The organism is Nocardiopsis sp. CNR-923 (assembly GCF_001942255.1).
Lineage (GTDB): Bacteria > Actinomycetota > Actinomycetes > Streptosporangiales > Streptosporangiaceae > Nocardiopsis.
Map to the genome: position 1 here is coordinate 1 of NZ_MKKC01000081.1, position 24,419 is coordinate 24,419.

18 protein-coding genes and 6 pseudogenes are annotated in these 24,419 nt (G+C 73.7%); 9 read left to right on the plus strand and 15 right to left on the minus strand.

Annotated features, from left to right (window positions below; translation table 11 throughout):
- Positions 1-235: 235 nt before the first annotated feature.
- Complete coding sequence (locus BJF83_RS12445; protein WP_262391492.1) at positions 236-1,048, plus strand: potassium channel family protein; 813 nt, start codon at positions 236-238, stop codon at positions 1,046-1,048.
- Positions 1,049-1,062: 14 nt separating this feature from the next.
- On the opposite strand, the gene BJF83_RS12450 is transcribed toward BJF83_RS12445, so the two are convergent.
- From BJF83_RS12450 to BJF83_RS12475, 6 genes and pseudogenes are all read right to left on the minus strand, one after another.
- A complete protein-coding gene (locus BJF83_RS12450) occupies positions 1,063-1,347 on the minus strand; it encodes a putative quinol monooxygenase (RefSeq protein WP_075926414.1) in 285 nt (94 codons plus the stop codon).
- 87 nt (positions 1,348-1,434) lie between these two features.
- Positions 1,435-2,064, minus strand: a complete 630-nt coding sequence (locus tag BJF83_RS12455) for a bifunctional 2-polyprenyl-6-hydroxyphenol methylase/3-demethylubiquinol 3-O-methyltransferase UbiG (RefSeq protein ID WP_075926415.1) — start codon at positions 2,062-2,064, stop codon at positions 1,435-1,437.
- A 43-nt stretch (positions 2,065-2,107) separates the two neighbouring features.
- Positions 2,108-2,478: pseudogene (locus BJF83_RS12460) on the minus strand (STAS domain-containing protein).
- Positions 2,479-2,828: 350 nt separating this feature from the next.
- Positions 2,829-3,884 (minus strand): methylmalonyl Co-A mutase-associated GTPase MeaB, encoded by a 1,056-nt coding sequence (meaB, locus tag BJF83_RS12465; RefSeq protein WP_075926443.1) that lies wholly within the window; start codon positions 3,882-3,884, stop codon positions 2,829-2,831.
- Positions 3,885-3,886: 2 nt separating this feature from the next.
- Positions 3,887-6,114, minus strand: a pseudogene (gene scpA / locus BJF83_RS12470) (methylmalonyl-CoA mutase).
- Positions 6,111-8,061, minus strand: a pseudogene (locus tag BJF83_RS12475) (methylmalonyl-CoA mutase family protein). The pseudogenes scpA and BJF83_RS12475 overlap by 4 nt, the downstream one beginning before the upstream one ends.
- Positions 8,062-8,312: 251 nt before the next feature.
- Here BJF83_RS12475 and BJF83_RS12480 point away from each other — a divergent pair.
- The 8 genes and pseudogenes from BJF83_RS12480 to BJF83_RS12515 all read left to right on the plus strand — a co-directional run bounded on the left by BJF83_RS12480 (position 8,313) and on the right by BJF83_RS12515 (position 15,988).
- The gene (locus BJF83_RS12480; RefSeq protein ID WP_075926416.1) at positions 8,313-9,509 is read left to right on the plus strand and encodes a S9 family peptidase; all 1,197 of its coding nucleotides are present in this window, start codon (positions 8,313-8,315) and stop codon (positions 9,507-9,509) included.
- Positions 9,510-9,601: 92 nt separating this feature from the next.
- Positions 9,602-10,147 (plus strand): histidine kinase, encoded by a 546-nt coding sequence (locus BJF83_RS12485; protein WP_316042265.1) that lies wholly within the window; start codon positions 9,602-9,604, stop codon positions 10,145-10,147.
- A gap of 80 nt (positions 10,148-10,227) precedes the next feature.
- Positions 10,228-11,025, plus strand: a complete 798-nt coding sequence (locus BJF83_RS12490; protein ID WP_075926417.1) for a DUF4097 family beta strand repeat-containing protein — start codon at positions 10,228-10,230, stop codon at positions 11,023-11,025.
- Between the two features lie 23 nt (positions 11,026-11,048).
- Positions 11,049-12,013: pseudogene (locus BJF83_RS12495) on the plus strand (ATP-binding cassette domain-containing protein).
- Positions 12,010-12,801: an ABC transporter permease gene (locus tag BJF83_RS12500; protein WP_075926418.1), complete on the plus strand. Its 792-nt coding sequence runs from the start codon at positions 12,010-12,012 to the stop codon at positions 12,799-12,801. The pseudogene BJF83_RS12495 and the gene BJF83_RS12500 overlap by 4 nt, the downstream one beginning before the upstream one ends.
- A gap of 585 nt (positions 12,802-13,386) precedes the next feature.
- Positions 13,387-14,742 carry a hypothetical protein gene (locus BJF83_RS29010; protein ID WP_262391493.1) on the plus strand — a complete coding sequence of 452 codons (1,356 nt, stop codon included), beginning with the start codon at positions 13,387-13,389 and terminating at the stop codon, positions 14,740-14,742.
- Complete coding sequence (locus tag BJF83_RS29015; RefSeq protein WP_075926419.1) at positions 14,682-15,503, plus strand: fibronectin type III domain-containing protein; 822 nt, start codon at positions 14,682-14,684, stop codon at positions 15,501-15,503. The genes BJF83_RS29010 and BJF83_RS29015 overlap by 61 nt, the downstream gene beginning before the upstream one ends.
- Positions 15,503-15,988 carry a spore-associated protein gene (locus tag BJF83_RS12515; RefSeq protein WP_075926420.1) on the plus strand — a complete coding sequence of 162 codons (486 nt, stop codon included), beginning with the start codon at positions 15,503-15,505 and terminating at the stop codon, positions 15,986-15,988. Before BJF83_RS29015 ends, BJF83_RS12515 begins: the two co-directional genes overlap by 1 nt.
- 15 nt (positions 15,989-16,003) lie before the next feature.
- Here the strand turns inward: BJF83_RS12515 and BJF83_RS26745 are convergent, their stop codons facing one another.
- The 9 genes and pseudogenes from BJF83_RS26745 to BJF83_RS12545 all read right to left on the minus strand — a co-directional run bounded on the left by BJF83_RS26745 (position 16,004) and on the right by BJF83_RS12545 (position 24,377).
- Positions 16,004-16,630 (minus strand): fibronectin type III domain-containing protein, encoded by a 627-nt coding sequence (locus BJF83_RS26745; RefSeq protein ID WP_143831862.1) that lies wholly within the window; start codon positions 16,628-16,630, stop codon positions 16,004-16,006.
- Positions 16,631-16,758: 128 nt separating this feature from the next.
- Positions 16,759-17,850 (minus strand): protein kinase, encoded by a 1,092-nt coding sequence (locus BJF83_RS12520; RefSeq protein ID WP_075926421.1) that lies wholly within the window; start codon positions 17,848-17,850, stop codon positions 16,759-16,761.
- A gap of 55 nt (positions 17,851-17,905) precedes the next feature.
- Positions 17,906-18,517: a hypothetical protein gene (locus BJF83_RS29020; RefSeq protein WP_262391503.1), complete on the minus strand. Its 612-nt coding sequence runs from the start codon at positions 18,515-18,517 to the stop codon at positions 17,906-17,908.
- Positions 18,518-18,564: 47 nt separating this feature from the next.
- Positions 18,565-19,002 (minus strand): annotated as a pseudogene (locus BJF83_RS29025) (transglutaminase-like domain-containing protein); the annotation flags it as partial.
- A 2-nt stretch (positions 19,003-19,004) separates the two neighbouring features.
- Entirely contained in the window at positions 19,005-20,195 is a 1,191-nt protein-coding gene (locus BJF83_RS29030) for a hypothetical protein (protein WP_262391494.1), read from the minus strand.
- Entirely contained in the window at positions 20,183-21,046 is an 864-nt protein-coding gene (locus tag BJF83_RS12530) for a DUF58 domain-containing protein (protein ID WP_262391495.1), read from the minus strand. The genes BJF83_RS29030 and BJF83_RS12530 overlap by 13 nt, the downstream gene beginning before the upstream one ends.
- Positions 21,047-21,309: 263 nt before the next feature.
- Positions 21,310-22,268, minus strand: a pseudogene (locus BJF83_RS12535) (AAA family ATPase).
- Positions 22,269-22,517: 249 nt separating this feature from the next.
- Positions 22,518-22,916, minus strand: a complete 399-nt coding sequence (locus tag BJF83_RS12540) for a hypothetical protein (RefSeq protein ID WP_075926445.1) — start codon at positions 22,914-22,916, stop codon at positions 22,518-22,520.
- A 45-nt stretch (positions 22,917-22,961) separates the two neighbouring features.
- Entirely contained in the window at positions 22,962-24,377 is a 1,416-nt protein-coding gene (locus tag BJF83_RS12545) for a bifunctional lysozyme/C40 family peptidase (protein WP_262391497.1), read from the minus strand.
- Positions 24,378-24,419: the final 42 nt, after the last annotated feature.

Sequence of the window (24,419 nt, forward strand, 5' to 3'; positions counted from 1 at the left end):
CACGGCTCGGGCGAAGAGCGGAGGCCAACCGTGCGCGGAGCACACACGATCAGCACGTCAACCGCGGGCGTCCTCGTGGGCGCCCTCACCCTCACCCTGCGTCGGCCCTCCCGGCCGCCGCCCGACGCCCACCGCCCCGCAGGCTCCCCGAAGTCACCCACCAGAACAGCTCTAGCCGCACCCCCGCGCGACCCGCACGTTACGCCGACACCCCTGAGGGCTGATCGAGATGGCCGTGGACGACCCCCGGAAGAAGACCGACGCGCGCGACCCCGAACGCCTCGAACAGTGGCAGCACGCCACCGAGTGGCCCCTGCTCGCCCTGGCCGTGGGCTTCCTGGCCGCCTACGCGTGGCCGATCCTCGACCCCGACCTGTCCGAGCGGTGGCAGAACGCCTGCGCCGCCGCCGCGTGGGTGGTGTGGTTCGCCTTCACCGTGGACTACCTGGTCCGGCTGTACCTGGCCCCGGACCGGTGGGCGTTCGTCCGCGCGAACCTCCTCGACCTGGCCATCTGCCTCCTGCCGATGCTGCGTCCCCTGCGCCTGGTGCGGCTGCTGAGCGTGGTGTCCATCCTGCACCGGAAGCTGTCGGTGTCGGCGCGCGGGAACGTCCTGCTCTACACGGCCGTGCTCACCGTGATCATCCTGCTCGTGGCCTCCCTCGCGGTCCTGCGCGCCGAGCGCGACGCCCCGGGGGCCAACATCACCACGATCGGGGACGCCTCCTGGTGGACGCTGGTCACGATCTCCACGGTCGGCTACGGCGACCACTACCCGGTGACGGACATGGGGCGGCTGGTCGCGATCTGTCTGTTCCTCGTGGGGATCGCCCTGCTCGGTGTCATCACCGGTGTGCTGGCGTCCTGGTTCGTCAAGACCATCGAGGGCGAGAAGGGGGACGCCGAGAAGGCGCTCACCAGCGCCGAACTCCGCGAGCTACGGGAGGTCGTCGTCGAACTGCGGGCCGAACTCGAACGCACCCGGGCCGAGCGCGACGCCGAGCGCGTGGTCGACCGGTTGTCCGAGCCGGCGGACCGACCGGACTGACCGCCGCCCCGGCGTCACGGAGCCTGGACGGAGGCGACGACGTACCGCGCCACCGAGGCCGACACGATCTCCCCCTCCTGGTCCTCCGAGGGGCCCGACCCCCGGAAGCGCTCCAGGTCGGCCTCGGACTCCCACCGTTCGTAGACGTTGATCCTGGCCGGGTCCAGCGGGTCCGGGGAGAGCGCGAAGTCCAGGCATCCGGGCTCGGTACGGGCCCGCTGCACGATCGGGGCACAGCCCCGCAGGTAGGCGTCCCTGTCGGCGGGATCCACGCTGATGCTTCCGGCGATGACGAACACGGTCCTCGTCCTCTCGGTGGGTGCGACTGGTCGGGGCCATGCTAACGACGGGGGCCGACGATCCGCGCGGCCCCCGTGCCGGATCGCCTACTCCGGCCGCGTGTACACCAGCGAGTACCGCCACATGAGCAGGCGGCGCAGCCGGGCCCCCGGCAGGTGCCGGGCGGCGGCCACCCCGATCTCCCGCAGGCTCATCCCCGGTTCGCGCATGGGCATGTCCGCGTGGCCGGCCATCCGCACCAGGTCGGGCGTGCCGGTCGCCAGGCGGGCGGCGCGCAGCCCCAGCCCGATCCCCCACTGCGGGCCGAGCGCGACCAGACTCGCGGCCAGGTCCTCCCACCCCTCCTCGCGGTACAGGCCCAGGACGGCCAGGGTCCCGCCGGGTTCCAGGGCGCGGGCCAACCGTTCGAGGGTCGGGCCGAACGGCATGTGGTGGACGCTGGCGATCGCGCTCACGAAGCCGTACCCCTCCGGCGCGAGTTCGGCCTCCTCCAGGCGGGCGTGCTGGTAGCGCACGGGCAGCCGGGCGGGGGTCCTGCGGCGGGCGAGCTCGACCATCTCCGCGGACGCGTCCACCGCGTCCACGGTCAGGCCGCGCTGGGCCAGCACCCGGGCGAACCTTCCGTCGCCGCACCCCGCGTCCAGGGCACGGCTCCGGCCGGAGGGCACCTGGCGGAGGAGGTGTCCGTGGTAGTGACTGTTGTGGTCCCACGGCACGCCGACGGGACTGGGGGCAGAATTCGGGTCATGCGCCCGGAGACTACCCGGCCTGCCGCTTGGCCTCCAGGGCGTCCATGGCGGCGACGGCGGTGGCCACGGTCTGGTGGACCGGGACCTGGCGATGCAGGCCGACCAGGCGGACGACCTTGGTCACGCGCTCGTTCAGTGCGGCGAGCGCGAGAGAACCGCCCTGCTCGCGGACGGTTCGGTAGGCGTTGATGATGACGTTGAGTCGCTGGAGTCCATGAAGTCCAACGCGGACAGGTCCAGGATCAGGAACGGCCCATGGGCCTCGATCGCGGACTCGATGTGCTCCTGGAGGTCGGCGGCGGTCGCGATGTCGAGTTCACCCTCGATCGCGACGATGACGCTGCGGCTGTCTACCCGCGTGCTCAGTCCAAGCCTGTGCACGATCACTCCTCCCGGCCCCACGTTGAGATGGCGGGGGTCCCTTCGCTAAACCATACGCAGACCGGCGGGCCGCGCCTTCGGGGCCCGGCGCCACTCCCACAGAGCCGAACCACCGAGGGGACGAAGCTGGCGCACCCGCGGTCTGGTAAGTCGTTGGACACACACGGTATAGGCGAACGGCCCGTTCGGGAATGCCATCACGGAAGAAATTTTCGTCTCCTGGGCACGAACCCGCTCCGAGGTGCCTGTTAACGCCCGTTGACACCGTGTTATCTCACGACATGAGGGGCGGTGAAACCGCCCACCCGACACACGTGGTCGGCGTCACACCACCCGTGGTGACTTTCGGTTCACTCGCCCGAGGAACGATCACTCCGCGTGATCGTTCGCGTGAACGCGTCGAGGAGTTCCCGCGCCGCGAGGGTCGCGGTGGTCTCCCCGGACCGCACTCCCCGCTCCAGACGGGGCGCGAGCGCGCTCACCCGCGGGTCGCGCAGGAACGTGTCCATCACCTGGTCGCGCACCTGGTCCCACATCCAGCTGACCCGCTGGCGGCTCCGGCGCTCGGCCAGCCCGCCGCCGCGCTCCAGCACGGCACGGTGCTCGGCCACGGTCTCCCACACCTCGTCCAAGCCGTCCCCCGTCAGGGCGCTGCACGTCAGCACGGGCGGGCGCCAGTCGGGGTGCACGGGCTGGAGCAGACGCAGCGCCCGGGACAGCTCCCGGGCGGCGCGGCGCGCGTCGTCGGCGTGCGGCCCGTCGGCCTTGTTCACCGCGACCACGTCGACCAGCTCCAGGACGCCCTTCTTGATGCCCTGCAACTGGTCGCCCGTGCGCGCGAGGGTCAGGAAGACGAAACAGTCGACCATCGCGGCCACGGCGACCTCGGACTGGCCGACGCCCACCGTCTCCACGAGCACCACGTCGTACCCCGCGGCCTCCATGAGCAGCATGGTCTCGCGCGTCGCCCGGGCGACGCCGCCCAGCGTGCCCGCCGTCGGCGAGGGTCGGATGAACGCGTCGGGGTCCACGGACAGGTGCGCCATCCGGGTCTTGTCGCCGAGGATGCTGCCGCCGGTGCGTGTGGAGGAGGGGTCGACCGCGAGCACCGCCACCCGGTGCCCGGCCGCGGTGAGCCGACCGCCGAGCGCGTCGATGAAGGTCGACTTGCCGACGCCGGGGACGCCGGTGATCCCGACCCGCCGCGCCTGGCCCGTGTGCGGGAGGAGCCGCACCAGCAGGTCCTGGGCGGCGCGCGCGTGGTCCGGGCGGCGTGACTCCACGAGCGTGATCGCCCGCGCCAGGGTCGGCCGGCGCCCGGCGAGCACCCCCTCGGCGAGGGCGTCCACGTCCACCGCGCGCCGCCTCCGGCCGCGCGTCCCCGAAGCCGGGCCGTCGTCGGCCACGCTCACTCCCCTTCCCGCCCGGGATGGTCCAGGCGTTCCTCCAGTTGGTCGAGCAGCCCGATCGCGGCCTCGGCGATCACCGTCCCGGGCGGGAAGATCGCCGCCGCCCCCGCCTGGCGCAGCGGCTCGAAGTCCGCCGGGGGGATCACGCCGCCGACGACGATCATGATGTCCTCGCGGTCGAGCCCGGCCAGCTCCTCGCGCAGCGCGGGGACCAGGGTGAGGTGCCCGGCCGCGAGGGAGGACACCCCGACCACGTGGACGTCGGCCTCCACGGCCTGGATCGCCACCTCCGCGGGGGTCTGGAACAGCGGACCGACGTCGACGTCGAACCCCAGGTCGGCGAAGGCGGTCGCGATGACCTTCTGCCCCCGGTCGTGCCCGTCCTGGCCCATCTTGGCGACCAGGATGCGCGGGCGCCGCCCCTCCGCCTCGGTGAACTCGTCCACGCGGGCGCCCACGCGCTCCATGAGCCCCGCCGCGTCCTCGCTGCCGGCCGCCTCGTCCCTGTACACACCCTGGATGGTACGGATCTGGCCGGAGTGGCGGCTGAACACCTTCTCCATCGCGTCGGAGATCTCCCCCACGGTGGCCTTGGCGCGGGCCGCGTCCACGGCGGCGGCCAGCAGGTTGTCCGTGAGCGCCTCGTCGGCGACCGACTCGCGGCCGGCCGCCTCGGTGAGCGCGTCCAGGGCGGAGCGCACGGCTTCCTCGTCGCGCTCCTCGCGCAGCCGCCGCAGCTTCTCCAGCTGCTGGGCGCGCACCTGGGCGTTGTCGACCTTGAGGACCTCGATCTCGTCGTGGGCGTCCGGTCGGTACTTGTTGACGCCGATCACCGGCTGGCGCCCCGAGTCGATCCGCGCCTGGGTCCGGGCGGCGGCCTCCTCGATGCGCATCTTGGGCAGACCGGCGTCGATCGCCGCCGCCATGCCGCCCGCCTTCTCGACCTCCTGGATGTGCCCCCACGCCCTCGCGGCCAACTCCTGGGTGAGCCGCTCGACGTAGTAGCTGCCGCCCCACGGGTCGACCGCCCGCGTGGTGCCGGACTCCTGTTGGAGGAGGAGCTGGGTGTTGCGGGCGATGCGCGCGGAGAAGTCGGTGGGCAGGGCCAGCGCCTCGTCCAGCGCGTTGGTGTGCAGCGACTGGGTGTGCCCCTGGGTCGCGGCCATCGCCTCCACGCAGGTGCGGGCGACGTTGTTGAACACGTCCTGGGCGGTCAGCGACCAGCCCGAGGTCTGGGAGTGGGTGCGCAGGCTCAGCGACTTGTCCTGGACCGCGCCCAGGTCCCTGACCAGGCGCGCCCACAACAGGCGGGCGGCGCGGAGCTTGGCGACCTCCATGAAGAAGTTCATGCCGATCGCCCAGAAGAACGACAGCCGGGGCGCGAACCGGTCGACGTCCAGTCCGGAGCGCTGACCGGCGCGGATGTACTCGACGCCGTCGGCGAGCGTGTAGGCCAGTTCGAGGTCGGCCGTGGCCCCGGCCTCCTGCATGTGGTAGCCGGAGATCGAGATGGAGTTGAACCGCGGCATCCGCTGCGAGGTGTAGGCGAAGATGTCGGAGATGATCCGCATCGACGGCTGGGGCGGATAGATGTAGGTGTTGCGGACCATGAACTCCTTGAGGATGTCGTTCTGGATGGTCCCCGACAGCCGCTCCGGGGCCACCCCCTGCTCCTCGGCGGCGACGATGTACAGCGCGAGGACGGGCAGCACCGCGCCGTTCATGGTCATCGACACGCTCATGCGGTCCAACGGGATGCCGTCGAAGAGCTGGCGCATGTCGTAGATGGAGTCGATCGCCACCCCGGCCATGCCGACGTCGCCGGCCACGCGGGGGTGGTCGGAGTCGTAGCCGCGGTGGGTGGCCAGGTCGAAGGCGACGGACAGGCCCTTCTGCCCGGCCGCGAGGTTGCGCCGGTAGAAGGCGTTGGACGCCTCGGCGGTGGAGAATCCCGCGTACTGGCGGACGGTCCAGGGCTGGTTGACGTACATGGTGGGGTACGGCCCGCGCAGGTACGGGGGGATGCCGGGCAGCCCGTGCACGAAGTCGAGGCCGGCGCGGTCGGCGGGAGTGTAGAGCGGCTTGACGGAGATGCCCTCGGGGGTCTCCCACTCCAGGGCGTCGACGGCCTTGCCGCTGTGCTCCTGGACGGCCTCGCGCCAGGCGGCGGCGCGTCGCCGGTGGGCTCGGGCGGCTCGGGGGCCACGGTGGAGAAGTCGGGGATCATGCGATCTCCTCCCGGGAGGCTGCGGGTCGGGGCGCGCCGGAGGCGTCCGGTCGAGCCGGGGGGTCGGTGAGCAGGACGTCCGCCAGGTCGGTGAGCAGGGCGACCGCGTCACAGCCCTGGTGGGCGAACACGTCCACCCCGGCCTCTCGGTAGGAGTCGCACGGCGGTCCGGCGAGCAGGACGCGGCGGGCGCCCGCCTCCCTGAGCGCGCGGGCCGCGGTCTCGGCGTGCTCGGCGTAGACCTTCTCCGAGGAGCAGATGACGGCGACCCGGCGGCCGGAGGCGGCGAAGGCGCGCGCGGCGTCGTGGGCGTCGCCGAGCGGGCCGGGCCGTTCGACCGCGATCCCGCCCGCAGCGAGCAGGTTGGCGGCGAAGGAGGCGCGGGCGGTGTGCGCGGCGACCGGACCGAGCGTGGCCAGGAAGGCGGTGGGCCGTTGGCCGGTGTCGCCGGTCCGGGCGTCGGCGCGGTCGCGCAGGTCCTCGAAGTCCTGGGCGTAGCGGCGGACGGGGAAGCCGCCGGGGGCGCGGGACCGGGCGGGGTCGGGGGGTCTGGCCAAGGGGGTCTCATCGAGGTCGGGGAATTCGCTGACGCCGGTGAGGGGCGCGCGGCGGTGCGCGATGTCGGCGCGGCGGCGCTCCCACACCTGGTCGACGCGCTCGCGCAGCAGCCCGCCGGCGAGGGCCTCGGCGGCGCCGCCCGCGCCCTCCAGCTCCTGGAAGAAGGCCCAGCCGGCGCGGTACAGGTCGCGGGTGAGGGCCTCGATGTGGAAGGAGCCGCCCGCCGGGTCGATCACCCGGGCGAGGTGGGATTCCTCGATGAGCAGCGACTGGGTGTTGCGGGCGATCCGGCGCGCGAAGTCGTCGGGCAGGCCCACCGCCGAGTCGAAGGGGGCGACCGTGACCGCGTCCGCGCCGCCGACCCCGGCGGCGAAGCAGGCCACGGTGGTGCGCAGCATGTTCACGTGCGGGTCGCGGCGGGTGGTCATCGCCTCGGAGGTGGTGGCGTGCACGCGCATGGAGCGCTGGTCGTGGCCGAGGCCGCACGCGGACAGGACCTGGTTCCACATGGCGCGCACGGCCCTGAGCTTGGCGATGACCGAGAACTGGTCGGCGTTGGCGGCCAGGCGGAACTCGATCCGGCGGGCGGCGTCGGCCAGGTCCAGACCGGCCCCGTGCAGCGCGCGCAGGTAGGCGGTGCCCGCGGCGATCGCGGCGCCGAGTTCCTGGGCCTCGGAGCCGCCCGCCTCGTGCACGAGTGTGCCGTCGGCGACGAGCAGGCCGAGGTGGGGGCGGTCGGCGGCGAGTTCGACGGCGAGGCGTACGGGGTCGGCCAGGTCGGGGCGCCCGCCCGCGCGGGCGGCGGTGGTCAGCGGGTCGATGCCCAAGTGGGAGATGATCCGGCCGTCCGGGACGCCGGAGTCGGCGTGCGCCTCCAACAGGGCCCGGGAGGCGTCGGCGTAGTCGGGGCCGGGGTCCAGGACGACGGGCGCCAGGTCGAGGTAGACGTCGGCGAGGGCGGCGCCGAGGGAGGCGGTCGGCAGGGCGTTTCCGCCGACGCCGACCCACAGGGAGGCGACGCCGTTCATCAGGTCCGTGTGCAGGCGCCGCCGGAGGGTGTCCGGGTCGGTGTCGGTGTGGCGGGCGCGGATGTCCCATCCGCCGGTGACCGCGCCCTCGGGCCGGTAGCCCCGGGTGAAGGGCGGCTGCCCGGGGAAGCCGGGGTCGGCCGCGGCGGGGTCGCCGGTGCAGAGCGGGGCGATGTCGAAACCGTCGTAGGTGCGGGTGGCGAGCACCGCTTCGGGTGCGTCGGCGAGCCGTTCCTCCGCGACGCCGCTCTTGCGCAGCACCCCGCGACGAGTTCGCGCCACCGGTCGCGGGTGGCTTCCGGGAACCTTCTGCCAGGTTGGGGGCGCTGGGATCGCCAGCGCCTCTCTCAGGGACGTCCATACTCCGAGATGGTAGGGAATCGCGTTCGGTCCGGCGGCGTCGGGGTGTGGTGCCGCGCACATCAGCCGTGTCCTGGGCGGTTCCCGACCCCCGCGCCACCCACTTTATGACACGGGTCACACGAGCATCGGCGGGCGCCCGGGTCGGGCGGCGCGCCGCGCCGCGGCGCCTACCCGACTCCGGACTAGCCTGACCTGGGGGAACGCTCGGCGACCAGGCCGGTGGCGCCGGCACCGACCACGGGTGGGCGGATGGGACTTCGCTTCTTCGACGACGACCAGTTCGACTACGAGACGCGACTCGCGCTGGGGGCGGTCTACCGGCGCGCCGCGGACGTCGGCGAGGTCCTGGCGACGGCCGGGCGGATCACCCCGGGCGGTGACGCCGAGGCGTGGTTCGCCGCGTGGACGGATCTGGCCCGCCGGGTCCGCGAGCAGGCCGAATCCTGCGCCGCCCGGGGGAACCGGGTCAGCGCCGGGGAGGGCCATCTGCGAGCCGCGAGGTACTTCGCCACCGCGCTGGTCAGCATCGACGCCACGGACGACCCGGAGCGGCTGGTTCCGGTCTTCCGCGAGCACCGGGACTGCTTCGACCGCTTCGCCGAGGCTGTGGAACCGCCCGCCGAGCGCGTCGACATCCCCTACGGGGGCGACGTGCTGCCGGGGTTCCTGTTCGGCCCGCCCGACCGGTTCGGCCCCCTGCCGACGCTGATCGTCTGCAACGGCAGCGACGGCGCGCTCACCGACGTGTGGTCGCTCGCGGGCGCGGGCGCCGTGGCGCGGGGGTACCGCGTGCTGCTGTTCGACGGCCCGGGGCAGCAGTCGATGCTGTTCCTGCGCGGAATGCCGTTCCGCCACGACTGGGAGAACGTTGTCACGCCGATCGTCGACTTCCTGCACGACCGCCCCGACGTCGACACCGAGCGGATCGCCCTGCTCGGCATCAGCCAGGCCGGGTACTGGGTGCCCCGGGCGCTGGCGTTCGAGCACCGGATCGCCGCCGCCGTCGCGGACCCGGGCGTGATGGACGTGGCGGCGGTGTGGTGGCGGCACTTCCCCCGGGAGATGCGCGACCTGTGGGAGGCGGGTGAGCGGGACGCCTTCGACCGGTACGTCCTGGAGGGCGACGGCGACCCGGTCGCCCGCGCGACCTGGCGGTGGCGGGCCAAGCCGTACGGCCATTTCGCCCCGTTCGACCTGTTCACGGAGCTCTCCCGGTACACGCTCTCCCCGGTCGTGGACCGCGTGACCACGCCGCTGCTGATCACCGACCCCGAGGGCGAGGGCTTCTGGCCGGGTCAGTCCCGGCAGCTGCACGACGCGCTGCGCGGCCCGCGGGAGCTCGTGCGGTTCACCGCCGAGGAGGGCGCCGACCTGCACTGCGAGCCGTTGGGCCGCGCCGTGTTCGAGCAGCGGGTGTTCGACTGGCTCGACGCCACGTTGGCCTGAGCGGCGCGATCCGGACCGGCCGGCGGGCCGGTGGCGTCACTCCCCCTTGTCGGCGCTTGACATGACGCCACCAATGACGTCATCATGACGTCATGGATCTGATGCCGTACGTCGACGAACTCCGCAGCCAGCTCCTGGTGGCCGCCGAAGCCGGGGACGAGGAGACCCGGGCCGTCGCCGAGCGCCTCAGCGCGGCGCTCGTCTCCGCTGCCCGGTTGACCCTGATGGACGCCTTGTCCGATGCCGCGGACGAGATCACCCGGGATCTCGCTCCCGGCTCGGTCGAGGTTCGACTGCGCGGACGCCAAACTGACTTCATCGTGACGTCACCCGACTTCGAGGACGTCGAGCAGGAGGGGGGTGATCGACTGCCGCCCCACCGGGGTGACGCCGCGCAGGACCCGGGGACGACCGCGGAGCGACTCCTGGCCGAGGCCGAGGACGGCGGCACGTCGCGGATCACTTTGCGCCTGCCCGACCGCCTCAAGCCGCGCGTCGAGGAGGCGGCCCGTGCCGAGGGGCTGTCGGTCAACGCCTGGCTCGTGCGCGCCGTGGCGGCGGCGCTCGACGGCGGGCGGCGTCGACCCGACGGCCGGGCACGCCAGATCGGCCGCGGCTACACCGGCTGGGTCCGCTGACCCGACCGGGCCGCCCGACCTCCACCACCACGTCTCCCACCAGGGGGGACGCCCACCAACGCCACGTCTGGGAGACAGCCATGCCAACTTTCGACACACCCGAACCGATCACCGCGGCTCTCACCGTGGTGGCTGGAACCGTCCAGATCACCGCCGGAGACCGAGCCGAGACCACCGTCGAGGTCCGCCCGCGCGACACCGACAAGGACAGCGACGTGCGGGCCGCCGCACAGGTCGAGGTCGCCTACGCCGACGGCCGCCTCGACGTGCGGGACCCCCAGCCCACGGGCCTGGGCCGCGTGATCGGACGCAAGGGCATGGTCGACGTCACCGTCGAACTGCCCGCGGGATCGCGGGTACGGGCCACGGGCGACTTCGGCGACCTGCGCTGCGAGGGACGCCTGGGACCGTCCGAGATCAAGTTCTCCAACGGCAACATCGCCGTGGACCGCGTCACCGGCGACGCCGAACTCACCACGGGGTACGGCTGGATCCGTGCGGCCGAGATCGGCGGCTCCGCCGTCGTCAAGTCCACCGGCGGAGGCCTCACCCTCGGCACGGTGGCCGGGGAGCTGCGGGCCAACTCCGCGCACGGCGACATCACCGTCGACCGGGCCCTGGCCTCCGTCACCGCGCGCACCACCCACGGCAGTATCCGGCTCGGCCAGGTGGTCAGCGGCCGTGTCGACGTTGAGACCTCCTTCGGCGAACTGGAGATCGGCGTCGTCGAGGGCACCGCCGCCTGGTTGGACGCGGTGTCCAGGAAGGGCGTCGTGCGCAGCTCCCTGGAGGCCGCCGAGGAACCCGGCCCCACCGAGGAGACCGTCCAGATCCGCGCCCGCAGCGTCCACGGCGACGTCCTGATCCACCGGTCCTGACCCGACACCACGGAGAGACAGACATGACCCAGCCCACCCCCAGCGCGGCCGTCACGGTGACGGGACTGCGCAAGTCCTACGGCGACCACACCGTTTTGGACGGCGTCGACCTGGACATTCCCGCCGGAACGATCTTCGCCCTCCTCGGACCCAACGGCGCCGGCAAGACCACCGTCGTCAAGATCCTCTCCACCCTGATCGGCGCGACGAGGGCCGCGCCCGGATCCTCGGCCACGACGTGGCGACCGAACCCGACGCGGTACGCGCCGCGATCGGCGTCACCGGGCAGTACTCGGCGGTGGACGGCCTGCTCACCGGCAGGGAGAACCTCATGCTCATGGCGAAGCTGAACCGCATGGGCCGGGCCGGCGCACGGCGCCGCACCACCGAACTGCTGGAGCTGTTCGACCTGGTCGACGCGGCCGCCAAGCCCGCCTCCACCTACTCCGGGGGCATGCGCCGCCGACTCGACCTGGCCATGACCCTGGTGGGCGAGCCGCGGCTGATCTTCCTGGACGAGCCGACCACCGGCCTGGACCCGCGCAGCCGCCGTGACATGTGGCGGATCATCCGCGAACTCGTCGCCGGAGGCGTCACGGTCCTGCTCACCACGCAGTACCTGGAGGAGGCCGACCAGCTCGCCGACCGGATCGCGGTCCTGGACCACGGCACGATCGTGGCCGAGGGCACCGCGGCCGAACTCAAGCGCCGGATCCCCGGCGGGCACGTCCGCCTGCGCTTCACCGAGGCCCGCGCGCTGGAGTCTGCGGCTCAGGCCCTGGGCGGCGAGGCCGACCCCGACGCGTTGGCACTGGACGTGCCGGGCGGGGACGGGATCGCCTCGCTGCGCGCGCTCCTGGACCGCCTCGACTCCGCGTCGATCACCCCCGAGGAACTGTCGGTGCACACCCCGGGCCTCGACGACGTATTCCTCGCGCTCACGGGCCACCGCGGCGCAAACGACCACGCCCGGAAGGCGAACCGATGACCGCCATCACCCACACCGTCAGCGACTCAGCCACGATGGTGGCCCGCCAACTCCGCCACATGCTGCGCTATCCGTCCATGACGCTGCTCCTGGTCGGGATGCCGATCTTCTTCCTGCTGCTGTTCGTGTACGTCTTCGGGGGCGCCATGGGCCCCGGAGCGGACGGCGCCGCCGCCAGCCGCGCCGACTACCTCGACTACATCGCGCCCGGCGTCGTCCTGATCGCGGTGACGAGCGCGGCCCAGGGCACGGCCATCTCGGTGACCATGGACATGACCCAGGGCGTCGTCGCCCGGTTCCGCACCATGGACATCGCCCGGGTCTCGGTCCTGACCGGGCACGTCGTCGGAAGCCTGGTCCAGGCGATGCTGTGCGCGGGCGTGGTCGTCGCGGTCGCCCTGCTCATCGGCTACCGGCCCAGCGCGGGCCCGGCGGAGTGGCTGGCGGCCCTCGGCCTGCTGGCGCTGGTGTCGTTCGCGCTCACCTGGCTGTCGGTGGCACTCGGCCTGGTCGCCAAGACCGTCGAGTCGGCCAGCAACCTGCCCATGCCCCTGATGTTCCTGCCCTTCCTGGGCAGCGGCTTCGTGCCGACCGAGACCCTGCCGGCCGGGCTGCGCTGGTTCGCCGAGTACCAGCCGTTCACACCCGTCATGGACACCCTGCGCGGACTGCTGACGGGGACCGGGGTCGGCGACGCCTGGATCGCCGCCCTCGCCTGGTGCGTCGGCATCGCCCTGGTCTCCCGCCTCTGGGCCGGGAAGCTCTACGACCGCGACCCGTCGGTCTAGGCGGGGAGGCGGTGGCGCTCCGGTGGGCGGTCGTCGGCGATCGGCGACCGCCCACCGGAGCGCGCGCGTCGGTCGTCGGCGTCGGTCGTCGGGCAGGGGCACGGCGGCGCCGGGGGCCGGTCGCGTGAGAGCACGAGAGCGACATAACGCCCCTCGATCAACAGATGCCTCACAAGTACACAACGTTCACGTGAACCGACCGGAGATTTCGGGAGTCCTACTGACGAACCCGTCAGACCCCCGCACACGGCACTTCCGGGACTCCGGACCACGTATTGACGCACCTGTGCGAACCCTGGTAGACAACTCACGCCCCTGCCCTCCACCGGCCCCTGCCCCCGCCGGCGCGCCGCGAGGCGCTGAGAGTGTCCTCTCCGTCGACGGCCCTGAACGAGCCACTCGCCCAAGGGAGCCCAGAATGGTGGATCAACCCACCACCCCCGTGTCGGATCCCACTCCACCTCGCCGCCGTTCCCCGCGCCGCGCGATCGCGGCGCTCGGACGCCGCGCCAAGGCCAGCTCCCCCGGACTGCTGGTCTCGGTGCTGGGCGCCGCGCTCCTGAGCACCGTCTTCGCGCCGGGGCCATGGGACGCGCCGACGAGATGTCCGACGGCGCCGTGTGGCTCTGGAGCGGCCCCCTGGGAGAGGCCGTCCGCGTCAACGGAAACAACGCGCAGATCGATCTCGTCGCCGCGCTGCCCGAGTCCTCGGGCAGCCGGGTCAGGGTCAGCCAGAACGACGACTACCTGCTCCTGTTCGACCCCGTCAGCGGCCGGGTCACCTCCGTGGACCTGCGGGAGATGGGCTTCTCCGGCGTCCTCGACCTGGGCGCGGGCGGGGACTTCAGCCTGACGCTCGGCGAGGAGACCGCAGTGGTCATCGACCACGAGGGCGGCGAGGTCCGGGCGGTCGACCCCGCGACCCTCCAGCCCACGGGGCCCCTGCTGAGGATCCCGGCCCCGCTGGCGGGCGGCGCCTTCGACGACTCCGACACCCTCTGGCTCGGCGTGCCCACCCAGGGAACGGTCGTGGGGGTCACCGTCCAGGAGGGGGAGGCCACCATCGAGCAGACGGTGTCGGTGGCCGACCCGGGCGCCGACATCGCCGTCACGGTCCTGGACGGCGGCGTGCTCACGGTCGACCGGACCGGGGAGACCATGGTGGCCGTCAACGGCCGCGGCGAACCCCGGGTCCTCACCTCGCCGATCCCCCTGGAGGGAGCCGAGGTTCCGGAACGCACCCGAGGCGACCTGGCCGCCGTCACGCTGCCCGCGTCCGGCGAGATCGTCACCGTGCGGGACCCGGGCGGAGCGGGCCGGGTCGGGAGCTTCTCGACCGGCCGCGAGGGCGGCGGCGTCGCGGTCCCCTACGAGGGCCGCCTGTACGTCCCCTACGAGGACGAGGCCACCGTGCGCGCCTTCGACGCCACCGGGAAGGAACTGAACCCGATCAGCCTGACCGGCGCCGAGGGACCCCTGGAACTGGAGACCCGCGAGGGGAACCTGTACATCAACGCACCCGACTCCGGGGTGGCGGCGGTCGTCGACCCCGAGGGCCAGGCCACCGTCATCGACAAGACCGCCCGGCCGCCCGGCACGGGGGAGGAGAACGAGGACGAGGAGGACCCCACTCCCAGGGATCCCCGACCGGGCGACGTCACGCCGCCCGCTCCGAACGCCCCCCGACCCGAGACGCCCGTCACCACGCGCCCGAGGCCCCAGCGGCACCCGACGCCCCCGAGGCCCCAGACGGCCCGGCGGCGCCAGACGGCCCGCCGTCTCCCACCCCGGAGCGGCCCGAGACACCCGCTCCCGACCCCGGCGAGACCGACCCCCCACGGGACGACCAGGACGACCAGGACGACGAGCCCGACCCCGGCGTGCCGCCGGGCGCCCCGGCACCCGTCACCGCCACGTCCGGGGACGGATCGGTCACCCTGAGCTGGCCCGAGGCCTACTCGCCCGACGCGCCGGTCGACAGGTACTCGATCACCTGGACGGGCGGGTCGACCACCGTCCCCGGCACGGAGCTGGAGGCGCGGATCGACGGCCTGACCAACGGCACCGCCTACCGCTTCCGGGTGACGGCGACCAACGAGTTCGGCACCGGCCCGGCCGCACAGACCACGCAGGTCACTCCGAACGCGGCCACGCCCGGCGACCCCGCCGCCGTCACCGCGCAGGCCTCCGGCAACGACTCGGCGACCGTCACCTGGCAGGCCGCCGACAACGCCACCGACTACCTGGTCACCACCGCCAACACCGGCGGCGGGGCCGCGCCCAGCGACCGGACCTCCACGGGCGCCTCGGTGGAGATCACCGGGCTGACCCCGGGACAGACCTACACCTTCACCGTCACCGCCCGGGGCCAAGGCGGTGTCGCGGGCGGGTCGGCCACCAGCGCCCCGCTCACCATGAACGCACTGACCGTCGGCGACCCGGGCAACGTCAGCCACTCCGTCAACGGCAACCAGGTCACGGTCACCTGGACCGCCGCGGAGAACGCGACCCAGTACCGGATCACGCCCGCGGGCGGCGGCGGAGCGAACCTGAGCCCGGTCACCGTCACGGGCACCTCGCACACGTTCACCCGGGGCGGCGGACGCTGCTACTCCTTCACCGTGCGGGCGATCGGCGCCGACGGCGCCGAGAGCGACGGTTCCGCGTCCAGTCCCAGTTCCTGCGTACAGGAGTTCAGCTGATGCCGACGACACACGACACCCGCGAGGAGGCGGCGGTGGCACCGAGGAAGTCTCGCGGACGCGTCTGGACGAGTGCGGTCGGCGCGGTCGCCGTCGCTGCGTCGGTCCTCGTCATGACCTCGGCCACAGTCGTCCAGGCGGCGGACCCGGCCGCGTTGTGCAACGGCGGCAACCCAGGTGGGGGCGGTACGTTCGGCCAGGTCAACAGTGCGGCGATCCCGGGCGGCGCAGGCACCCTGTACCTCTTCTACAACAACACCACCGGCTACAACTGCGCCGTGACCGTCAACACGGGCGTGGGCCCCACGTACGTGGACGTCGGCCTGCGCCAGACCGGCAACGACGGCACCGCGCGATGGGGCTCATCGGGGAACGGCCAGCACGCCGGGCCCGTCTACGTCGCGGCGCGGGGCATCTGCGTGGACACGACAGGGGCCGTCGGCGACCAGTCCACGGCTCTGATCGGCACCAACTGCGGCACCTGACGCGGCGGGGAAGGGTCAGTTCCGGCCGGTGCACACCTCGTCGGAGTAGGCGACCTCGTCCACGCTGACGACCGCGATGACGGTGAAGCAGTAGTCCTCACCGGCGTCGAGCCCGTCCACCGCGGCCTCGGTCTCCCCGGGCGCCACGGCGGCGAGCGAGGCGGGGACGCTGCCGATCGGTCCTCCGACGACGTGGTGCGCCGCCTCCCCCTCGGTGTTGTCCTCCCAGGCCAGCACGACCGTGGCTCCGGAGTCCTCCAGTTCGACGCCGGTCGGCGCCGCCTCGGCGACCACGGAGGCCCGCGGCGCGTTCGACGCGTCGTCGGAGGGCGAGGTGGAGGGGTCGGCCACGGACGGACCGGTCTCAGCGCCGGACCGGAGGAGGACCACGACGCTTGCGGCCACGACGGCGAGCACCAAGGCCGCCCCCGCGACGGCGGCGTAGAGGGGCCACCGTCGACTCGGTGTCGGGGCCGCCCGCACGCGCGTCCGCGGCGGCTCCCACCCGGTGGGCGGGACGGGACGCCGGGCCCCGCCCGCGTCCCCGAACCCGGGTGAGCGCGGCGGCGGGGGCTCCTGCCTGGGCGAAGGGCCCGACCAGACGTCCAGCCCGGCCCAGGGGTCGTCGGCGGGTGCGGGCACGCGGTTCGGCGGCGACGACGGCCGGGGGGCGTGACCGCCCTGTGCCCCACGGGTCGCCCGGTCGCGGTCGGAGGGTCCGTCCTCGCTCCGGTCGGCCGCCGAGCCGGTGTCGGGGGCGTCCGCCCCGGCTACCCGGTGCGCGCCCTCGTCGGTCTCCCACCACGCGCGCGCCTCGGGCTCACCTGCGGCACCGACAGCCCCCGCGTCGGCCTCGGGCTCGGGAAGCGCCTCCGGTTCAGGCCCACCAACGGCGGCGGCCGGCCCGACAGGACGCACCGGGCCGGACTCTGCCTCCCCGGAACGGCGGTCCCCACCCGCCTCCGAGGACTCCTCGGCCCCACCAGAGGCAGGGGCCCGCCCACCGGGGGACGGCGATGCCGCCTCGCCGGGCACCACGTGCCCGACGTCGGCCGCACCGGGAGCGACCGCCTCGGCCAGTGCCTCGGCGAAACCGGCGGCGCTGGCGAACCGCTCGGACGGCTCCTTGGCCAGAGCGCGGCCCAGGCCGCCTCCAGGGCGGCGGGCACGTCCTCGCGGGGAAGCCGCGGCGGCGCCTCGCCGAGCACGCGCTCGCGGCACCGGAACGGGTCGTCCGACTCCGGGTCGTCGAAGGGCCCGTGCCCGGCCAGCAGCGTCCACAGGGTGGCCGCCAGCCGGTAGACGTCGGAGGCCGCCGAGTGCGGCTCGGCCCGCAGCGCCTCAGGAGGGGCGTGCCGCACGGCGTGCGCGTCGAGCCCCGTGGCGGGTGGAACCGCGTCGACGGGCAGGACCGCGCCCGCGTCGGCGAGCACGGCGCCCCCGTCCACCGCCAACAGGTTGCCCGGCTCCACCCCGTGGTGCAGCAGCCCCAGGGCGTGCACGGCCCCCAGCGCCTCCGCGACGGCCACGCCCACGCCCACGACCTCGTCGACCGGCAGCGGCGAACGGCCGCGCAGGGCAGCCCCGTAGTCGCCGCCGTCGACGAGGGCCATGGCCACGAAGGGCCGTCCCGACGTCGTGCGCCCGTCGCCGACCACCGGCACCGCTCCCGGCAGGCCGGACAGCTCGCGCAGCCGCGCGGCCTCGGCCGCGCCGTCCACGTCGCGCATCACCTTGACGGCGACCGGCTCCTCACCGCCGTCCGGCAATGCCCGGTAGACGGTCGAGGCCGAGCCGCGGTGCAGGACCTCCAACGAGTGGAATCCCGGCACCAGGCTGCCTCCGCGCGGCGCACCGCTCACGAGGCCCCTCCCCTCTCCCCAGTCCCTAACCCCGGCGCACGGCCGCGGCGACGACTCACCGGTCCCGCCACAGCAGCGGCCGGGGGTCGAACCACCAGGCGAGTGCCCGCGCGCGGCCCCGGCTGAGCCGCAGCTCCCGCGTCTGGCGGCGGACTCCCTCGACGATGGACGACGCCTGCGCCTCGGTGACGGCCACGCCGGGGGAGAACGCGACGCGGTTGACCGCGCGGCCGAGCCATCCCAGGTCCACCTCGGCCCACCCCCGGGCGCGCGCGGGCAGCAGGTCCGTGACCAGGGCCACCGTGTCGCTGACCGTGTTCCCCGGCGGCGGGGTGACCGAGCACAGGCGCAGGGCGTCGCGCAGCTCCCGCCACGCACCGAGGACGCGCCGGTCGGGGGTGCCCGACCGAAGGCGGCGCCGCCCCCGCAGCAGCCGCAGCACCGGAACCGCGAGCACGGCCGCGAGCGCGACGCCCACGATCGAGGCCGCCACCCACCACGGGGCCCGTGACTCCTCGCCGTCATCCTCCGCCGCGTCTGAGGGCTCGTCCCGCGGAGCCTCCCGGTCCCGGGTGTCCTCGGCCTCCTCCGGATCGGAGGTGTCCCGGGCCGTCTCCTGCGCGCGTCCGCGCCCTCCTCCCCGGGCGTCACCGAGAACGGCGCCCATCCCACGCCCTCGAAGTAGACCTCGCCCCAGGCCACGGCGTCCCCCGTGCGGACCGTGTGCGTGCCGCGCCCCTCGTCCGTTCCCGGGCCGAAGCCGACTGCGACGCGGCTGGGCAGTCCGGCGGCCCGGGCCAGCATGGCGAAGGCGCTGGCGAACTGCTCGGAGGTGCCGCCGCCCCCGGGCTCCCCGGGTGCGGCGAGGACCGCGGCGACGTTCGCGTACCCGTGGCCCCCCGGGGTCTGGGGGTCGAAGGTGTGCGACTCGCGCACGTACTCCGCCAGGGCGGTGGCTCGCTGGTAGGGTGCCCCCTGGCTGGCGACCGCCGCGACCACCTCGTTGAGGATCGGCGGCGCGCCCTCCGGGAGTTCGCGGTAGGCGTCGAAGACCCCTCCCACGGGTGTGGTGGCCCTCTCCAGCTCGTCCGCCCGCCAGTCGGGGACCTCGCCGACGACCTGGTACGTGGTTCCGGCCACCGGACCGTCCATGTTCACCACCGTGCCCGTGAACGCGTCGTATCCCGGTGACGGCAGGTCGATGCTCCGGGGGACGCCGACGACCGGCGCCCAACTGCCCGGCAGGTCCTCCCCCACGGCGATCTCCACACCCCTCTCGGCGGCGTGCGGCAGCGGCGGCACCGGCTCGGGCAACGCCTGGCCCGCGGCGCGGTAGCCCGCCTCGGGCAGCCAGGTGGTGCCGGTGAAGTCGGACATAGTGGCCCACCGGAGGCTGACGGGGTCGTCGGAGGTGACCGTGAGCAGCGGTTCGTCGGCGTCGGCGGCCCACCCGGAGAGGTAGCCGAGCGGGTTGAGCGCCGCCTCGGGCGCATGGGCGGGGTCAGCGCCTCGCGCGGGTCCTCCGGTTCGGCGTCCCATCCGGCGAGCAGGAGCGGACCCGCGAACACCGCGGCGGCGGCCGTCAGCGTCGCGAGCGCCCCCGTGGCCACCGCGCGCGTCCACCGTGCGGGGGACGTCTCGCCGGGGGTGTCCACCTCGATGGTCAGTCCGGCCGGATCCGACGCGGCCCCCCGGCCGGCCTCGGACCGGGGGGCCGACATGACGACGGCCGCCGCGACCGTGAGCATGCCGATCGCGAGGAACCCGGGCGGCGCGACGGGTCCGTTGAGCACGGCCGCCCCGACCAACAGCAGCAGTCCCGGCAGCAGGGCGAGCGCCCGGCGGCGTCCGCACCAGGCGAGGGCGGAGGCGGCGGCGGTGAGCCAGGTCGCCAGGAGGGGCAGCGCCAGGGTGTCCACGTTCGCCGGGGTGGGCGCCGTGCTGGTGAGGATCCGCGCCCCCGAGTGCAGGATCGCCTCCCCGGCCGACCGCCACACCCCGGTCCCCTCGCCGGGCAGCCACAGCGCGCACGCCGCCACGGCAGCCAGCGGCAGCGGCAGCCCGGCCAGGAGTGCGAGGGAGGCCGACACGCGCCGCCGCAGCAGAAGGGTCGCCACGACGCCGAGGAGGGCGCTGGAGACCACCACCGCGTAGACGTTCGCGGGCACCGCGTAGCCGGGGGCGATCACCACGCCGCCGGCGGCCGAGGCCAGGAACAGTCCCAGGACGGCGAGCGGTCCGACGCCGCCCGCCGGAGCCGGGCCCGGCCCGGGAGCGGAGCCCGTGGCGGGCCCGGCCGTCGGCCGCGTCTCCTCCCGGGCTCGCGGCGCGGTCACCGTGACCATGGCGCCTCGTTCCAGCGGTCGGCGAACCCGGCCGCGTCACCGGCGGTGAGCAGGGTGACGTCGGCGGGAGCGGCGGGGCGTTCCTCCGCGCCGACGACCACCGCGACCAGGCCCGCGTAGCGGTCGGCGAGCCGCGCGAACGACCGCAGGTCGGCGCCGTCGAGAGCGCCGCTCACCAGGATGGCGGTGTCCCCGGCGGGACGCGTGCGGGCGAGGGTCAGTGCGGCGTGCAGGTCGGCCCCCGGCGAGGTCCGCGCCTCGGCGAGCAGGTCGAGCAGCGGGGGCAGCCCGCCCGTGCTCTCCCTGGCGCCGCCGCCGGCCAGGCGGAGTTCGCAGTGCAGCGACGAACGGACGCCGGTGGCCAGGATGGACGCGGCGGCGCCCGCGACCTCGTCCAGGCGCTCCTCGCCCCCGGGCGTGGGCCGGTCGTCGACGATGACGCACACCCGTGTCCTGGAGGTGTCGATGTACTCGCGCACGACGAGCTTGTCCAGCCTCGCGGAACTGCGCCAGTGGACGTGGCGCAGGTCGTCCCCCCGCACGTAGTCCCGCAGGGTGTGGAAGGTCAGCGTCCCGGCCGGGGAGCCGTCCGCGGCGCCGTCCGGGTCGGCCACCCGGCCGATGGGGATCGTGCGCAGGTACTCCCAACGCGGGTGCACCCAGAGCCGGTCGGCCTCTCCGTGGTCGCGGCGCGCGGCGGCCAGGCCGAGCGGGTCGGAGCGCCCGGACCGGAGGGGGCCGAGTTCGACCACCCCCCTGCGCGAGGCCGCGATCCGGTACTCGGCCTCGGCCGAGGCCCGCCCGGCCAGGAGACGCAGCGGCACCGGCCGCTCACCGTCTGCGGCGCGCACGCGCTCCGTGATCCGCAACGCCCGCCGACCGGTGTTGCTCACCTGGAGCGAGACGCGCACGGCCGCGCCCGGTGAGGTCCGCACGACGGGGACCGACCGCCGCACGCGCACGGCGGCGGGACGCCCGACCACCAGCACGGCCAGCACCGCCACGGTCACCGCCACACCGCCGAGCAGCGCGACCTCCTGGTACTGCGAGACCACCCCGACGACGAGCAGGAGGACTCCCGCCCCGACGACGAGCCATCCCCGAGTCGTCGGCATCAGCGGCCCGCCGGGGCTCCCGAGTCCCGCGGCGCGGGCGCCGGGGTCTCCCGCAGGATCTCCGCCAGGCGTCGGCGCCGGTCCGGCCGCCGACCGAGGCCTCCGGCGACAGCACGAGGCGGTGCGCCCACACCGGCTGGGCGAGGAGTTTGACGTCCTCGGGCTCGACGTGCGGACGGCCCGAGGTGAGCGCCAGCATGCGCATCACGTGCGCCATGGCCACCGTCGACCGGGTGGACAGGCCCACGCTCAGCGCCGGGTCCGTGCGGGTGGCGTGCGCGACGCGCAGGACGTACTCGTAGATCGCGTCGTGGACGTGCACGCGAGCGGCCGCCCCGCGCAACCGGTCCACCCGCTCGGCGTCGCAGGTGGGGTCGAGGTCGCCGGGCGAGGTCAGCCGGTCGCCGCGGATGATCGCGAGTTCGGCGGCGGTGTCCGCGTACCCCAGGGACAGCCGCATGAGGAACCGGTCGAGCTGCGCCTCGGGCAGCCGGTAGGTGCCCGACATCTCGACCGGGTTCTGGGTCGCCACCACCAGGAACGGCGAGGGCACCGCGTAGGCGTTGCCGTCCACGGTGACCGTGCCCTCCTCCATGACCTCCAGCAGCGCCGACTGGGTCTTGGGCGAGGCCCGGTTGATCTCGTCGGCGACGACGACGTTGGCGAAGACCGGCCCGGGGTGGAACTCGAACTCACGCGTGGCCTGGTTGAAGACCGTGACACCGGTGACGTCGGAGGGCAGCAGGTCGGGGGTGAACTGGATCCGCCGCCAGGCTCCGGCCACGCTGGCGGCGATGGCACGGGCGAGTGTGGTCTTGCCGGTGCCGGGGACGTCCTCCAGCAGGATGTGGCCCTGGGAGAGCATGGCGACCAGGGCCAGGCGCACGACGTCGGTCTTGCCGAGGACCGCCGACCCGACGGAGGAGACCATGCCGTCGAACTCGTCCGCGATGAGCACGGCCTCGTCCGCCGTCACCGGTGCGGTCTGAGCCGGGAGAGCAGGGGTGTTCACAGAGGGTGGGTCTTTCCGCGAAGGATGGTGGAGGGTGGTGGGAGCGGGCGCCGCCGACTCCGGCGAGGGGAGGGAGGGCGGCGGGAGCGCGCGTGAGGGCACTCACCGGGGTGAGGGTACCGCGATCGTCGTGAGCTGGGGAAGGCCCGGGGTCAGGGGTGCGCTCCCGTGGTGGGCGAAGGGGTGGCGTTGGTGTCAGGTTGTCCCCGCGGCCACCCTTCTCAGTTCCAACTTGTCTAGGGCGCCGCGAGCGCCCGTTGGGGACTGCGCGGCCCCTCCTTGCGCCGCGGACGTCATCAGCGCGGCGAGCGCCGTGAACGGATTGTCCTTGAGCCCGGCCGCCCCCGCCGCCGCGATCGCGCCGACCGCGCCGGTTCCCAGGCCGGGAAGCGCGCCGAGCCCCTTGCCCAACAACTTGAGCGCACCCGTCAGCAGGCCCCTGCCCACACTCTTGCCCAAGCCCTTCCAGCCGCCCCGGGCGGCGAGCCACGTCGCGCCCTTGGAACCGACCCAACGGAGCGCGGGCATGAGGGCCCTTTGACCGACGAATCGGAGCGCGGCGCCCGCGAGGCCCGCGAGAATCGGAGCTGCCATGGTGAACGTCCTTTCAATCGTGCTCCGGCGCGTGCGGGACACCCGTCACGCGTCGAAGGTGTCGTTTCCGCCACCGCTGTCGGAGGAGTCCGGCGAGATGCGAATGGCGCCGATGAAGACCCGCCGGTACTGGTCGGTGTCGATCGACACCTCGGTGATGTTCTGGCCCGTGCGCGGAGCATGGATCATCCGACCGCCGCCGACGTACATCCCCATATGGGACGGGGACTGCCCGGAGTAGTGGAAGTAGAGGAGATCCCCCGGTTGGAGGGCGTCGATGTCAAGGGTCCCGTCCAGCACCACTGCGACGTCCGCGCCGTCCCACGTGGAGGGTGGTTGACCGCCTTGCCATTGGGCGAAGGTCGTCCGGGGTATCTGCACTCCCACCGAGTTCCACGCGGCCATGACCAGTCCTGAGCAGTCGTAACCGTTGGGCCCCACCCCGCCCCAGACGTAGGGGAGCCCGATCTTGCTCCGGGCGAATTCGATCGCGCCCCGGTGCGCCGGTCCCGCGTTGCCCAGGTAGGCGGCCTGGTTGACGCCTCCGCCCTCGGAGCAGTCCTCGCCTTCGCTCCCGAAGGAGGCGGCCTGGATGCTGAGGGAAGGCGATGTCGGGGCGATGCCGGAGTTGCTGTAGTACTCCATCACGTCCAACACCTGGGCCACGTACCACGGGGCGTTGTTGTGCACGTAGAGCGTGCATTCGGTGGGGTCCAGGTCGAGCGGACGGCACCTCGCGACCATCGGGTCCTTGGAGCCGTTCTTAGCGAGTTGGGCGTAGTACGCGAGCCGGAACGCGCCCGAGACGATGTTGTCCTGCGAGTCCCAGACGTTGACCCGACCATCGTTGTTGCCGTCGATACCGAAGTACTGCACGCCACGGGTCGGGATTTCGCCGACATCGTAGTGCTCGGCCCGCTGGGAGACCCGCTGGTCCGGTTTGCCTCCCCAGGCGTTGCCCGCGGCGAGGACGTTCCCGCCGTTCAGGTCGGCGACCCCGAACTGGAGGATCCCGGCCGCTCCCGCGGAGTTGCGCGTACCCCTGTCCCTGACTCCGGGGTAGGAGCCGTTCTGAGTCTCGACCGCACCGACCGCGGCGAGGAGTTCCCAGGGAAGTTTGTAGGCATCGGCCGCCGCGCGATGGAAACGCAGGATGTCCTCGGGGATATCGACCCGGATGGACTTGTCGTACTCGCGGCTCCCGTTCTCTCCGTGGCTGTTGATCGTGATCGACTCCCCCGAGGACGACGCGGACGCCTGGATGACGCCCGATGAGGGGTTCCCCGAGCCCGCCGTGCCGAAGTCGCTCGCCGTGGCGCCCCCGGGTCCGCACATGGTCGACACGAAGGCGATGCCCGCCATGACCGCGAGTCCCGTGACACCGCCGCCCACGCGCGCGGCGGCGGGCGCGGCGCCCCGGTCGCCGTCGCGGCCGCGCGGGGGAAGCAGGAAGCCGCGCATGCGTGACCAGATTCTGAGGGCGGTGTTCTCATCGGCCCGGAC

Excerpts from the sequence above, each read along its gene's own strand:
- BJF83_RS12480 (WP_075926416.1), top strand. The coding sequence starts at position 8,313 with ATGGGACTTCGCTTCTTCGACGACGACCAGTTCGACTACGAGACGCGA.
- BJF83_RS12485 (WP_316042265.1), top strand. The coding sequence starts at position 9,602 with ATGGATCTGATGCCGTACGTCGACGAACTCCGCAGCCAGCTCCTGGTG.
- BJF83_RS12490 (WP_075926417.1), top strand. The coding sequence starts at position 10,228 with ATGCCAACTTTCGACACACCCGAACCGATCACCGCGGCTCTCACCGTG.
- BJF83_RS12500 (WP_075926418.1), top strand. The coding sequence starts at position 12,010 with ATGACCGCCATCACCCACACCGTCAGCGACTCAGCCACGATGGTGGCC.
- BJF83_RS29010 (WP_262391493.1), top strand. The coding sequence starts at position 13,387 with ATGGGACGCGCCGACGAGATGTCCGACGGCGCCGTGTGGCTCTGGAGC.
- BJF83_RS12515 (WP_075926420.1), top strand. The coding sequence starts at position 15,503 with ATGCCGACGACACACGACACCCGCGAGGAGGCGGCGGTGGCACCGAGG.
- BJF83_RS29020 (WP_262391503.1), bottom strand. The coding sequence starts at position 18,517 with ATGGGCGCCGTTCTCGGTGACGCCCGGGGAGGAGGGCGCGGACGCGCG.
- BJF83_RS29030 (WP_262391494.1), bottom strand. The coding sequence starts at position 20,195 with ATGGTCACGGTGACCGCGCCGCGAGCCCGGGAGGAGACGCGGCCGACG.
- BJF83_RS12540 (WP_075926445.1), bottom strand. The coding sequence starts at position 22,916 with ATGGCAGCTCCGATTCTCGCGGGCCTCGCGGGCGCCGCGCTCCGATTC.
- BJF83_RS12545 (WP_262391497.1), bottom strand. The coding sequence starts at position 24,377 with ATGCGCGGCTTCCTGCTTCCCCCGCGCGGCCGCGACGGCGACCGGGGC.